This window comes from Endozoicomonas sp. PH6C, assembly GCF_059322965.1.
Genome location: NZ_CP185342.1, coordinates 6,997,321 through 7,012,152, shown reverse-complemented (window position 1 = coordinate 7,012,152; position 14,832 = coordinate 6,997,321). Strand labels below are relative to the sequence as shown.

Sequence of the window (14,832 nt, the reverse complement as noted above, 5' to 3'; positions counted from 1 at the left end):
GAATGTCCTTTCCAGACAGGGATAAGTGCTGACTTTGGAGCTTAGGAGAAATCAGGCATGGACCCAATAGACAGCAATGCCAGCATTGACAATTCATTCCTGCCAACACTTGGGCAACCTCAGCTGGAGCAAGCACCAACAGGTTTCAGTGCAGGTAAGGAAGTGACTGTCTACGAGGAAAGTCAAAGTTCGTTCCTGAATTTACCGGAAATAACGCAGCGTATAATTATTCGCTATCTGGGCTTTCGCGAGATTACCCGTTTAAAACAGGTGTGCAGACAGCTTCGCGATCTTGTTGAAAACGATAAATCTCAGGAAAGAGCCTGGTATCGCCAGATTCCTCCACCCTGGCAATTTCAACTAAAGGCCATCCTCAGGGCAAAAGACGAGCAGCAACTCCGTAATTGGTTGGAGCCGTTTGCGGACAGGGGCACTGTCGAGTCACTCATAAAACAACAAAAGAGTCTTTATTTTCCTGCTCAGTTACTTTTCATCAACAGTAAACTGATGTCTCAATGTGAGAGATTCAAGTTAGTGGATAAAGCCGAAATCTCCCATAGATTCCAACTCATGATGCCCACCTTCAGCCCCGATGGCCGCCATCTGGTGACTGCCAGTTATGATAGAACAGTGAAAATCTACGTTCAAAAAGACGATGGATCATGGCAACCCAAAGTCGCCATTTCCCATGATCACGGCTTCCTCTTGGCCAGGGTCAGCTCCGATGGCCGCCATCTGGTGACCGTCAATGTCGATAAAACTTTAACAATCTATGGTCTGGAGGACGATGGAACATCGAATGTAAAAGCCACCTTTACCAATACTCGCGAGATCAATACAGCCACCTTCAGTGCCGATGGCCGTCATCTGGTCACCGCCAGTAAGGATAAAACAGCGAAAATCTATGGTCTGGAGGAGGATGGATCATGGGAAATAAAAGCCACCATTCCCCATAAGTACTGGGTCCTTTCAGCCACCTTCAGTGCTGATGGCCGTCATCTGGTGGCCATCGGCTGGGATAATAAGATAAAGATCCTTAGTCAGGTTAACGATGGATCATGGGAACTAGAGGACACTATTCATGCAGGTCGTCCAAGTTATGCAATATCTATCATTACGGCCAAGCTCAGCCCCGATGGCCGTCATCTGATGATCTTATATGTAAAATTTGTTCTAAAAATCTATGGTCAGGGGGCTGCTGGATCATGGGTAGAAAAACTCAGCCTTCAACACGGATGTAGCATCACTTGTTCCATTTTCAGTGCCGATAGCTGTCACCTGGCAACCGCCAGTTCTGATCGCACAGTGAAAATCTGTAACCTGCAGGACGATGGATCATGGCAAGAAATAACCACATTGGTTCATGACGATTCTGTCCGCTCAGCCACATTCAGCGCCGATAGCCACCATCTGATCACCGCCAGCAATGATAATACGGCGAAAATCTGTAACCTGCAGGCCGATGGATCATGGAAAGAAACAGCCACAATTGTTCATGACGACTCTGTCCGCTCAGCCACATTCAGCAACGATGGTCTCCATCTGATCACCACCAGCGATGATAACACGGCGAAAATCAGTGGCCTGCAAGCAGGTGGATCATGGCGGGTAAAAGCCATCATTCCACATAATAATGCAGTCACCTCAGCCATCTTCAGCGCCGATAGCCGACATGTGGTGACCGTCAGTAACGATGGCAAAATAAGAATCACTGAACTATGTAAGAACGATTGATGACCGAATCATTCCGCTGACCTCACTCTTTTGAACTTCCATTACAAAACCGGGTCTAACAGATCAAATCAATTTCGAATGTCCTTTCCAGACAGGGATAAGTACTGACTTTGAAGCTTAGGAGAAATCAGGAATGGACCCAATAGACAGCAATGCCAGCATTGACAATTCACTCTTGCCAACACTTGGGCAACCTCAGCCGGAGGAAGCACCAACAGGTTTCAGTGCAGGTAAGGAAGTGACTGTCTGTGAGGAAAGTCAAAGTTCATTCCTGAATTTACCGGAAACAACGCAGCGTATAATTATTCGCTATCTGGGCTTTCGCGAGATTACCCGTTTAAAACAGGTGTGCAAACAGCTTCGCGATCTTGTTGAAAACGATAAAACTCAGGAAAGAGCCTGGTATCGCCAGATTCCTTCACCCTGGCAATTTCAACTAAAGGCCATCCTCAGGGCAAAAGACGAGCAGCAACTCCGTAATTGGTTGGAACCGTTTGCGGACAGAGGCACTGTCGAGTCACTCATAAAACAACAAAAGAGTCTTTATTTTCCTGCTCAGTTACTTTTCATCAACAGTAAACTGATGTCTCAATGTGAGAGATTCAAGTTAGTGGAAAAAGCCGAAATCTCCCATAGATCCCAAGTCATGATGCCCACCTTCAGCCCCGATGGCCGCCATCTGGTGACTGCCAGTTTCGATAAAACAGTGAAAATCTACGTTCAAAAAGACGATGGATCATGGCAACCCAAAGTCGCCATTTCCCATGATCACAGCTTCCTCTTGGCCAGGGTCAGCTCCGATGGCCGCCATCTGGTGACCGTCAATGTCGATAAAACTTTAACAATCTATGGTCTGGAGGACGATGGAACATCGAATGTAAAAGCCACCTTTACCAATACTCGCCAGATCAATACAGCCACCTTCAGTGCCGATGGCCGTCATCTGGTCACCGCCAGTAAGGACAAAACAGCGAAAATCTATGGTCTGGAGGAGGATGGATCATGGGCAATAAAAGCCACCATTCCTCATACTCACTATGTCCTTTCAGCCACCTTCAGTGCTGATGGCCGTCATCTGGTGGCCATCGGCTGGGATAATAAGATAAAGATCCTTAGTCAGGTTAACGATGGATCATGGGAAATAGAGGACACTATTCATGCAGGTCGTCCAAGTCATGCAATATCTACCATTACGGCCAAGCTCAGCCCCGATGGCCGTCATCTGATGATCTTATATGTAAATTTTGTTCTAAAAATCTATGGTCAGGGGGCTGCTGGATCATGGGTAGAAAAACTCAGCCTCAAACACAGATGTAGCATCACTTGTTCCATTTTCAGTGCCGATAGCTGTCACCTGGCAACCGCCAGTTTTGATCGCACAGTGAAAATCTGTAACCTGCAGGACGATGGATCATGGCAAGAAATAACCACATTGGTTCATGACGATTCTGTCCGCTCAGCCAGATTCAGCGCCGATAGCCACCATCTGATCACCGCCAGCAATGATAACACGGCGAAAATCTGTAACCTGCAGGCCGATGGATCATGGAAAGAAACAGCCACAATTGTTCATGACGACTCTGTCCGCTCAGCCACATTCAGCAACGATGGTCTCCATGTTGTGACCACCAGCTGTGATAAAACGGCAAAAATCAGTGGCCTGCAACGGGGTGGATCATGGCGGGTAAAGGCCATCATTCAACATAATATTGAAGTCATCTCAGCCATCTTCAGCGCCGATAGCCGACATGTGGTGACCGTCACTAACGATCGCAAAATGAGAATCACTGAACTATGGAAGAACGCGCGTAGCCTTAGCTACGCAACCAGAGTTGGAACGCAGAAGGATGGAAAAAGCCGCCGTCCAGAATATGCGAAACCAACTGGTTAGGTACTTATAGCTCACTCTTTTGAACTTCTATTATAAAACCGGGTCAAACAGATCGAATCAATTTCGAATGCCCTTTCCAGACAGGGATAAGTAGTGACTTTGGAGCTAAAGGGAAATCAGGCATGGACCCAGTAAACAGAAACGCCAGCATTGACAATGCACTCTCACCAACACCTGAGCAACCTCAGCTGGAGGAAGCACCAACAGGTTTCAGTGCAGGTAAGGAAGTGACTGTCTGTGAGGAAAATCAAAGTTCATTCCTGAATTTACCGGAAATAACACAGCGTATAATTATTCGCTATCTGGGCTTTCGCGAGATTACCCGTTTAAAGCAGGTGTGCAAACAGCTTCGCGATCTTGTTGAAGATGATAAAGCTCAGGAAAGAGCCTGGTATCGCCAGATTCCTTCGCCGTACCAATTTCAACTAAAGTCCATCCTCAGGGCAAAAGACGAGCAGCAACTCCGTAATTGGTTGGAACCGTTTGCGGACAGAGGCACTGTCGAGTCACTCATAAAACAACAAAAGAGTCTTTATTTTCCTGCTCAGTTACTTTTCATCAACAGTAAACTGATGTCTCAATGTAAAAAATTCAAGTTAGTGGATAAAGCCGAAATCCCCTATAGAGACAAAGTCAAGACGGCCACCTTCAGCCCCAATGACCACCATCTGGTGACCACCGGTCACGATCACTTCTACCAGATGGGCGACCGTCGCGATAGAACAGTGAAAATCTATGTTCAGAAAGACGATGGATCATGGGAACCAAAAGTCGCCATTTCCCATGATCCTGGTGTCCTCTCTGCCAACGTCAGCCGCGATTGCCGCCATCTGGTGACCGTCAATGTCGATAGAACAGCAAGAATCTATGGTCTGGAAGACGATGGAACATCGAAAATAACAGCCACCACTACCCACACTTGCAAGATCAATACAGCCACCTTCAGCGACGATGGCCGTCTTCTGGTCACCGCCAGTAACGATAAAACAGCGAAAATCTATGGTCTGGAGGAGGATGGATCATGGGAAATAAAAACCACCATTACCCATACTATCCCGGTCCTTTCAGCCTCCTTCAGTGCTGATAGCCGCCATGCGGTGACCACCGGAAGTGATGAGGTGAAAATCCTTAGCCAGGGGGACGATGGATCATGGGAAGTAGAGGACACTATTCATCAAAAATTTATCACATCGGCCAATCTCAGCCCCAATGGCCGTCATCTGGTGATCTTCGGTGAAGATACAGTTCAAAAAATCTATGTTCAGGGGGCTGCTGGATCATGGGTAGAAAAAAACACCCGTGTCTACAGTACCATCGCCTCTGCCAAATTCAGTGCCGACAGCTGCCACCTGGCGACCGCCGGCGGGGATGGCAGAGTAAAAATCTTTAGCCTCCAAGACGATGGATCATGGAAGAAAATAGTCACAATTGATCATGACCAATATGTTATCTCAGCCACCTTCAGCGCCGATAGCCGCCATCTGGTCACCGCCAGTCATGATAACACGGCGAAAATCTGTAACCTGCAGGCCGATGGATCATGGCAAGAAATAGCCACAATTGTTCATGACGATATTGTCAACTCAGCCACATTCAGCACCGATGGCCTCCACGTTGTGACCACCAGTGATGACGACACAGCGAAAATCAGTGGCCTGCAACCGGGTGGATCATGGCTGGAAAAAGCCATCATTCAACACGATTATGCAGTCACCTCAGCAAACTTCAGCGCCGATAGCCGACATTTGGTGACCGTCAGTGACGATGACAAGGTGAGAATCACTGAACTATGGAAGAACAATTGATGATCGAATGAGCCTATTGAACTTCCATTATAAAACCGGGTCAAACAGATCGAATCAATTTCGAATGCCCTTTCCAGGCAGGGATAAGTAGTGACTTTGGAGCTAAAGGGAAATCAGGCATGGACCCAGTAAACAGAAACGCCAGTATTGACTATTCACTCTTGCCAACACCTGAGCAACCTCAGCTGGAGCAAGCACCAACAGGTTTCAGTGCAGGTAAGGAAGTGACTGTCTACGAGAAAAGTCAAAGTTCATTCCTGAATTTACCCGAATTAACACAGCGTAAAATTATTCGCTACCTGACTTTTCGCGAGATTACCCGTTTAAAAAAGGTATGCAAATATCTTCGCGATCTTGTTGAAAACAATAAAGCTCTGGAAAGAGCCTGGTATCGCCAGTTCCCTTCACCCTACCAATATCAGCCAAAGACCATTGTCAGGACAAAAGATGAGCAGCAACTCCGTAATTGGTTGAAGCCGTTTGCCGACAGGGTCACTGTCGAGTCACTTTTAAAACAACGAAAGAGTATTTATTTTCCTGCTCAGTTAATTTTCACTAACAGTAAACGGATGTCTCAGTGTGAAAAATTTAAGTTCGTGGATAAAACCGAAATTAACCACGCAGGAAAAGTCAAGACGGCCACTTTCAGCCCTGATGACCGTCATCTGGTGACTGCCAGTGCCGATAAAACAGCGAAAATTTATGCTCAGCAAGACGATGGATCATGGCAATCAAAAACCACCATTACTCATGATAATTGGCTCATCTCAGCCAACTTCAGCGCCGATGGCCGCCACCTGATGACCGCCAGTGCCGATAAAACAGTGAAAGTGTATATTCAGGAGGACGATGGATCATGGGAATTAAAAACCACCATTACCCATAATAATTGGGTCATTTCAGCCAACTTCAGCGCCGATGGCCGCCATCTGCTAACCGCCAGTCACAATAAAACAGCAAAGATCTATGGTCTGGAGGACGATGGATCATGGAAAGTAAAAGCCACCATTTCCCATGATAAATTGATTCATTTGGCCAACTTCAGTGCTGAGGGCCGCCATGTGGTGACCGTCAGTGGCGATAGAACGGTGAAGACCCATAGTCAGTGGGACGATAGCTCATGGAAACTGGAGGACACTGTTCATGAACGTTATGTCACTTCGGCCAAGCTCAGTCCCGATGGCCGACATCTGGTGATCCTCGGTGTAGATTACACGCTAAAAATTTATGCCCGGGGGGCCGCTGGATCATGGGTAAAAAAAGCGCCCCTGCAACACAAGAGCACAATCACCTCTGTCAACTTCAGCACCGATAGCTGCCATCTGGTGACCACCAGTTTAGATCGCACGGCAAAAATCTGTGACCTGCAAGCCGATGGATCATGGCAAGAAATAACCAGGATTCATCATGATGGTGCGGTCTGGGCAGCCAACTTCAGCGCTGATGGCCGCCATCTGGTGACCGCCAGTGCTGATAACACGGCGAAAATCTATAGCCACAAGCTCAATGCATCATGGGAAGAAAAAGCCTGCATTCACCACAACGGGGCGGTCAACTCTGCCAACTTCAGCGCCGATTGCCTTCATGTAGTAACCACCAGCGATGATAACACGGCGAAAATCAGCGGCCTGCAGGTTGCTGGATCATGGCGGGAAAAAGCCATCATTCCTCACAACGGGGAGGTTGTCTCAGCCAGCTTCAGCGCCGATGCCCGAACTGTGATGACCGTTTCCAGAGATAACAAAGCAAGAATCACTGAACTACAGAAGAATGATTGGTGATTGATTGTTTCACTGACCTTAATGTTATGAACTTCCATTACAAAATCGACTCTAACTGCAACAGAATCTAATCAAGCTTGAATGCCTTCTTCAAGCGAGCATAAATACTGGCTGTGGAGCTTTGGAGTAACCCGATATGAACCCTTTGAAAAACAATTCCAGCAATGACGGTCCATTCTCGTCAATACCTGAGCGACCTCCAATGGAAGGAACGTCGACGGCTGTCAGTGCAGGCAGGGACGTTAGTGTCTATCACCAAAATGAATCTTTATTCTTCTGTTTGCCCGACGAACAAAAATCTATGATTGTTCGCTATTTGGGTTTTCGCGAGATTACCCGTTTAGCAAAGACATGCAAATACCTTCGCGATCTTGTTAAAGATGAAAAAGCTCTGGAAAGAGCATGGTACCGCCGGTTTCCTTCAGAATACCAAAATCCACTGAAGACCCTCGTCAAAACAAAAGATGAGCAGCAAGTCCGTGATTGGTTGATGCCGTTTGCGAATAAGGACACTATCAAGTCACTTTTAACACAAAAAGAAAGTACTTTTTTTCCTGCTCAACTCTTTTTCACCAGCAGTAAACTGATGTCTGAATCTAAAACATTCAACCCGGTGAAAAAAATCGAAATCCCCCATACCGGGGCTATCCAAAAAGCCTCCTTCAGCCCTGATAGCTGCCATGTGGTGACTGCCGCCTCTTTTGATGCAGTGAAAATAACTGGCCAGAAGACCGATGGATCATGGGAAGCAAAACTTGCCATTGCTAATGAAGGTTTTGTCTTCTCAACCAGCTTCAGCGCCGATGGTCATCAAATGGTGGCAGGTACCGACGACCAAGCGAAAATCTGTGTTCTGGAAGACGATGGATCGTGGAAAGTAAAAGCCACCATTCACCATGATTTTGTGGTCAGTTCAGCCAGCTTCAGCACTGATGACCGCTACTTATTGACCGCCAGTTTGGATAGAACGTTGAAAATCTGTGGCCAGAAAACCGATGGATCATGGGAAGCAAAATACACTATCTGGCATAATTCACCGGTCAAATGGGCCAACTTCAGCCCCGATAGCAGTCATTTGTCGGCCTCAGGTGGAGACAAGACTGTGACAATCTATGGTCAGGAGGACGATGGCTCATGGAAAGTAAAAACCACCATTCCTCATAACGAATCACTTGCAGTCGTGAGGGCCACCTTCAGCCCCGATGGCAGTCTTGTGGTGACCGCTGGTGTCGATTGCGAGGCAAAAATCTATGGCCTGCAGGCCAATGGATCATGGGACAAAATGGCCATCATTCCCCATGATAATTTGGTCGAATCCACCACCTTCAGCCCCGATGGCGGCCATGTTGTGACCATCAGTGGCAAGACGGTAAAAATCCACGGCCTGCAAACCGATGGTTCATGGAAAGAAGAATACACCTTTGCCCATAAGGCCCGGATCACATCGGCCAGCTTCAGCCCTGATAGCATCCATATGGTGACCACCAGTGAGGATAACACGGCAAAAATTCATAGCCTGCAGGCTGATGGATCATGGGATGTAAAAGCCACTGTTTACCACGATAAGGAGGTCAAATTAGCCAGCTTCAGTCCCGATAGCTGCCTGGTAGTGACCGCCAGTGATGACAAAACAGCGAAAATTTATGGTCTGGAACCCACAGGATCATGGGGGGAAAAAGCCATCATTTCTCACAGGGGTGCAGTCTACTTAGTCAGCTTCAGCCCCGATGGCCGAAATGTGTTGACCATAAGTAATGATCACACGGCGACAATCACTGAACTAATGGAAGAACGATTGATGATCGAATGAGCGTATTTTTGCTGAAAACCGATTAAAAAACAGCCTTATATTGAGAGCACGATGGCAATTTTTGCACTGGGCTCTCAATGAAACGTTTCTTTCTATCCTTTTCCCGGGTCAGAGCTCTTCTTTTTCTTAACTCAATATTTTGAACTTCCATTACAAAACCGACTCTATTTAGACCGAAGCCATTTTGAATGTCCTTTTCTATGTGAGGATAAATATTGACTCTGGAGGAGCTACTCATGGTCCCTTTGAACAACAATTCCAGCAATGACGGTTCACTCTCGTCAATACCTGAGCGACCTTCACTGGAAGGAACGCCGACGGCTGTCAGTACAGGCAGGGACGTTACTGTCTACAACCAAACGCAATCTTTATTCTTCTATTTGCCCGACGAACAAAAATCTATGATTGTTCGCTATTTGGGTTTTCGCGAGATTACCCGTTTAGCAAAGACATGCAAATACCTTCGCGATCTTATTAAAGATGAAAAAGCTCTGGAAAGAGCATGGTACCGCCGGTTTCCTTCAGAATACCAAAATCCACTGAAGACCCTCGTCAAAACAAAAGATGAGCAACAACTCCGTGAGTGGTTGATGCCGTTTGCGAATAAGGACACTATCGAGTCACTTTTAACACAAAAAGAAAGTACTTTTTTTCCTGCTCAACTCTTTTTCACCAGCAGTAAACTGATGTCTCAATGTGAAAAATTCAAGTTAGTGGAAAAAATCGAAATCACCCATGGTGCAATAGTCAACACGGTCACCTTCAGCACCGATGGTCGCCATATGGTGACCGGAAGTGATGATAATACCGCGAAAGTTTATGGTCAGGAGGACGATGGAACATGGAAACCAAAAACCACCATTTTCCATAATGATGAGGTTTCTTTAGCTAATTTCAGCCCCAATGGCCGCCATCTGGTAACCGCCAGTAAAGATCAAACAGCGAAAATCTACGCCCTGAAGGATGATGGATCATGGGAAGAAAAAACCACCATTACCCATAGGGAATGGCTCATTGCAGCCGCCTTCAGCCCCGATGGCCGCCATCTGTTAACCGCCAGTCTAAAACAAACAGCGACAATCCATGGTTTGGAGGACGATGGGTCATGGGAACTGAAGGCCTCCATTTTCCATGAAAAATCAATCATTTCAGCCGACTTCAGCGCTGATGGGCGCCATGTGTTCACCTTCGGCGATGGTGTGTTGGGGATCCATAGTCAGTCGGACGATGGATCATGGGAAATAGAGGGCACTATCGATGAGAGACTTATCGTTGTGACCAAGTTCAGCTCCGATGGCCGTCATCTGGCGGTTTGTATTATAGGAGACGGTCTGAAAATCTACAGTCTGGGGGCCGCCGGATCATGGGTAAAAAATGACCCTCCTCTACACATAGGCAGGGTCGAGTCTGCCAACTTCAGCGCCGATAGCTGCCACCTGGCAACTGCCAGTAGAGATTGCACGGCGAAAATCTATGGCCTGCAGGACGATGGATCATGGAAACAAACAGCCCTGATTAAGCATGATGTTGTGGTCTTCTCAGCCAACTTCAGCGCCGATAGCCGCCATGTGGTGACCATTGATGGTGATAATACGGCAAAAATCTATACCCGGAATGCCGCTGGAAAATGGTTAGAAAAAGGCAGCTTTACCTTCACACAGCCGATCGACTCGGCTAACTTCAGCGCCGATAGCCGACATCTGGCAATCATCAATCTGGATCACACTGCAAAAATCTATGGCCTGCAGGACGATGGTTCATGGGTAATAAAAGCCACCATTGCCCACGAAGGTTATATCCTGTCAGCCAACTTTAGTGCCGATGGTTGCCTTGTGGTGACCGCCAGTCATGACAAAAAGGCAAAAATTTATGGCCTGAAAAGGGATGGAACATGGGTAGAAAAAGCCACCATTCAACACAATGGAAGCCTCTTCTCAGCCACCTTCAGCGCCGATAGCCGACATCTATTGACCGCCAGTGAAGAAGATTACAAGGTGAAAATCACTGAACTACAGGGGAACAATTGAGGATTGTATGAGTACAAAGCCTGATAACGGCAGGCAACATTAGACGTGTTTTTGCAGAAATGACCGAGCAAAGCGAGTGGTGGTTTTTTGTGCGAACGGTTTCTCTTAATTCCACTGGTCTGAATATTTTGAACTTCCGTTATAAAACCGACTCTAAAAGGTTTAATCAATTTTGAATGCTTTTTCCAAGCAAGGATAAATACTGACTTTGGAGCTTTGGAGGAACCCGATATGACCCCTTTGAACAACCATTCCAGCGATGACGGTTCACTCTCGTTAATACCTGAGCAACCTCCACTGGAAGGAACGTCCATGGCTGTCAGTGCAGGCAGGGACGTTAGTGTCTACAACCAAAATCAATCTTTATTTTTCTGTTTGCCCGACGAACAAAAATCTATGATTGTTCGCTATTTGGCTTTTCGCGAGGTTACCCGTTTAGCAAAGACATGCAAATATCTTTACGATCTTGTTAACGAAGAAAAAGCTCTGGAAAAAGCATGGTACCGCCGGTTTCCTTCAGCATACCAAAATCCACTGGATACTCTCGTCAGAACAAAAGATGAACAACAACTCCGTGATTGGTTGAAGGCATTTGCGGATAAGGACACTATCGGGTCACTTCTAACACAAAAAGAAAGTACTTTTTTTCCTGCTCAGCTCTTTTTCACCAACAGTAAACTGATGTCTCAATGTGAAACATTCAGCCCGGTGGTAAAAATCGAAATTCCCAATGTCGAGACTAAAAATAAAGCTTCCTTCAGCCCCGATAGCAGCCATTTGGTGACTGTCGACCTTGATCAAACAGCGAAAATCACAGGCCAGAAGACCGATGGATCATGGGTAGTAAAAACCACCACCATTCCCCATGAGAGTCTTATCTTGTCACCCACTTTCAGTCCCGATGGTCATCTGATGGTGACCGACAGTCACGACTGCCATGCAAAAATCTGTGCTCAGGAGGACGATGGCTCGTGGAAAGTAAAAGACACCATTGCCCGTGAATTTGAGCTCACCATGTCCACCCCTCTCAGTTTTTCGGTCACATCAGCCACCTTCAGCACCGATGGTCGCTGCTTATTGACCAGCTGTATGGATGGGACGGTGAAAATCTACGACCAGGAGACCGATGGATCATGGAAAACAAAATACACTATCATGCAAAATCCTACGGTCCTAGGGGCCAGCTTCAGCGCCGATAGCAGTCATTTGTTGGTCTGTGGAGAAAACAATGTAACTATCTACGGCCAGAAGGACGATAGCTCATGGGAAGTAAAAGTCACTATTAACCATGATAATTCAGTCAGGTCCGCCAGCTTTAGCGCCGATGGCAGCTATGTGGCAACCGCCAGCGAAGATGGTACGGCAAAAATCTATGGCCTGCAGTCCGATGGATCATGGGAAAAAATCACCATCACTACCTATAATGCTCGGCTCTATTCAGCCACCTTCAGTCCCGATAGCCGCCATCTGTTGACCGTATATGAGGATAACACGGTAGAAATCCATGGCCCGCAAACCGATGGGCCATGGCAAGTAAAATACACCTTTAAGCATAACGACCGGATCAGGTCGGCCAGCTTCAGCCCTGATAGCAATCATATGGTGACCACCAGTATGGATAACACGGCAAAAATCCACTGCCTGCAGGCTGATGGATCATGGAAAGTAAAAGCCACTATTTGCCATAAAGATTATGTCCTGTCAGCCGCCTTCAGTCCCGATAGTTGTCATTTAGTAACCGCCAGTCTGGATTGTACAGCGAAAATTTATGGCCCGGGACCCAAAGGATCATGGGAGAAAAAAGCCATCATTTCTGACAGTTTTGGGATCCAATGGGCCATCTTCAGCCCCGATGGCCGAAATGTGTTGACCATAAGTAAAGATTGCACGGCGAAAATCATTGAACTTCAGAAGAACGACTGATGATCGAATGTTCCACTTGTGAACTTTCATCATAGAACCGAGTTAAAACGGTCTAATCAATTTTGAATGTCCTTTCCAGGCATCCTTTCCAGGCAAGGATAAATACTGAATCTGAATTTTTGAAGGATCCGAGATTGAACCCTCTTAACAACAATTCCGGCATTGACGGTGCACCCTCGACAACACCGAAGCAACCTCGGCTGGAAGCCGCGCCAACGGGTATCAGTGCGGGCAGGGACGTTACTGTCTATAACCAACATCAATCTTTCTTCTTCCGTTTGCCCGACGAAACAAAAACGATGATTATTCGTTATCTGGGCTTTCGAGAGATTACTCATTTAGTAAAGGTATGCAGATATCTTCGCGATCTTGTTAAAAATCATAAAGCTATGGAAAGTGCATGGTATCGCCGGTTTCCTTCATCACACCAATATCAATTAAAAGCTATGATTGCGACAAAAGATGAGCAACAACTCCGTGATTGGTTGCAACCGTTTGCGAATAAAGACACTGTCGAGTCACTTTTAAAACAGCAGGAAAGTCCTTATTTTCCTCTTCAGCTCCTTTTCATCAACAGTAAACTGATGTCTGAATGTAGAAAATTCAAGTTAGCGGAAAAAGCCAGAATTACTCATTCCTACAAAATCGAAACAGCCACCTTCAGTGCCGATAGCCGCCATCTGTTAACCGCCAGTTTGGACAGGACGCTGAAAATCTATAGCCAGCAGTCTGGTGGGACATGGCAAGAAACCGCCAACATTACCCATAACGGTTCAGTCAGGTCGGCCAGCTTCAGCTCCGATAGCCATCATGTGTTGGCCACCATTTATGATAAGACAGTGAATATCTATGGTCGGGAGGACGATGGATCATGGAAAGCAAATGCCATCATTCCCCATGTTGTCGGTGCCAAGTCAGCCAACTTCAGTGCAGATGGGCGCCGTGTGGTGATTGTCGTTGAAGATCATACGGCGAAAATCTTTGCTCAGGTGGACAATGCATCATGGGAATTGGAGGACACTATTCACCTCATTAGTCAGAACGTTTCGGCCAGTTTCAGCCCCGATGGCCGTCATCTGGCGATCTACGGTTTAAATTTCGCTCTGGAAATCTATTGTCAGTCAGACGCTGGATCATGGGTAGGAAAAGCCGTCATTCCACACGATAGCCCAATCCACTCAGCCAAATTCAGCACCGATAGCTGCCATCTGGTAACCACCAGTTTCGATTACACGGCGAATATCTTTAACCTGCAGGTCGATGGATCATGGAAAAAAACAGCCACGATTCAACATGGTAATTTTATCACCTCAGCCAACTTCAGCGCCGATTGCCTCCATCTGGTAACCACAAGCCGGGATTTCACGGCAAAAATCTATGGCCTGAAGTCCGATGGGTCATGGGAAAGAATAACCACCATTACCCATAATGATTGGGTCTGCTCTGCCATCTTCAGTGCCGATGGTTGCCATCTGGTAACCGCCAGTGACGATCGTACGGCGAAAATTTATGGTCTGCAGACCGATGGAACCTGGGCAAAAAAAACCAACATTACCCATGAGGGCCCTGTCCTTTCAGCCACCTTCAGTGCTGATGGCCATCATCTGGTAACCACCAGTCGGGACTGTAAAGCAAAAATTTGTGGTCTGGAGGCCGATGGGTCATGGCGGGTAAAAGCCATCATTGAACACAGACGAACAGTCAGCTCAGCTAACTTCAGCCCCGATATCCGAAATGTGGTCACCACCTGCTATGATGACACAGCGAGAATTACTGAACTTCAGAAGAACGAATAACAGCGTAGTACAGAGGGCACGATTGCAATTTTTATACTGGATTCTCAATAGAAAAATGTCTTCCT

At 46.8% G+C, this 14,832-nt stretch carries 8 protein-coding genes; all 8 read left to right on the top strand.

Going from position 1 to position 14,832, the window contains the following annotated elements; translation table 11 throughout:
• The first annotated feature begins 57 nt into the window (after positions 1 to 57).
• The 8 genes from ACOMG9_RS25005 to ACOMG9_RS24970 all read left to right on the top strand — a co-directional run bounded on the left by ACOMG9_RS25005 (position 58) and on the right by ACOMG9_RS24970 (position 14,767).
• The gene (locus tag ACOMG9_RS25005) at positions 58 to 1,734 is read left to right on the top strand and encodes an F-box/WD repeat-containing protein (RefSeq protein ID WP_494529575.1); all 1,677 of its coding nucleotides are present in this window, start codon (positions 58 to 60) and stop codon (positions 1,732 to 1,734) included.
• Between the two features lie 133 nt (positions 1,735 to 1,867).
• Positions 1,868 to 3,625, top strand: coding sequence for an F-box/WD repeat-containing protein (locus tag ACOMG9_RS25000; RefSeq protein WP_448215022.1), 1,758 nt, complete (start codon positions 1,868 to 1,870; stop codon positions 3,623 to 3,625).
• Between the two features lie 122 nt (positions 3,626 to 3,747).
• Positions 3,748 to 5,430, top strand: coding sequence for an F-box/WD repeat-containing protein (locus ACOMG9_RS24995; protein ID WP_448215023.1), 1,683 nt, complete (start codon positions 3,748 to 3,750; stop codon positions 5,428 to 5,430).
• A 119-nt stretch (positions 5,431 to 5,549) separates the two neighbouring features.
• Positions 5,550 to 7,211 carry an F-box/WD repeat-containing protein gene (locus ACOMG9_RS24990; protein ID WP_448215024.1) on the top strand — a complete coding sequence of 554 codons (1,662 nt, stop codon included), beginning with the start codon at positions 5,550 to 5,552 and terminating at the stop codon, positions 7,209 to 7,211.
• Between the two features lie 136 nt (positions 7,212 to 7,347).
• Positions 7,348 to 9,021, top strand: a complete 1,674-nt coding sequence (locus tag ACOMG9_RS24985; protein WP_448215025.1) for an F-box/WD repeat-containing protein — start codon at positions 7,348 to 7,350, stop codon at positions 9,019 to 9,021.
• Between the two features lie 236 nt (positions 9,022 to 9,257).
• Positions 9,258 to 11,048, top strand: a complete 1,791-nt coding sequence (locus ACOMG9_RS24980) for an F-box/WD repeat-containing protein (protein WP_448215026.1) — start codon at positions 9,258 to 9,260, stop codon at positions 11,046 to 11,048.
• Positions 11,049 to 11,279: 231 nt separating this feature from the next.
• Positions 11,280 to 12,971 (top strand): F-box/WD repeat-containing protein, encoded by a 1,692-nt coding sequence (locus tag ACOMG9_RS24975; RefSeq protein ID WP_448215027.1) that lies wholly within the window; start codon positions 11,280 to 11,282, stop codon positions 12,969 to 12,971.
• Positions 12,972 to 13,105: 134 nt separating this feature from the next.
• Entirely contained in the window at positions 13,106 to 14,767 is a 1,662-nt protein-coding gene (locus ACOMG9_RS24970; RefSeq protein WP_448215028.1) for an F-box/WD repeat-containing protein, read from the top strand.
• Positions 14,768 to 14,832: the final 65 nt, after the last annotated feature.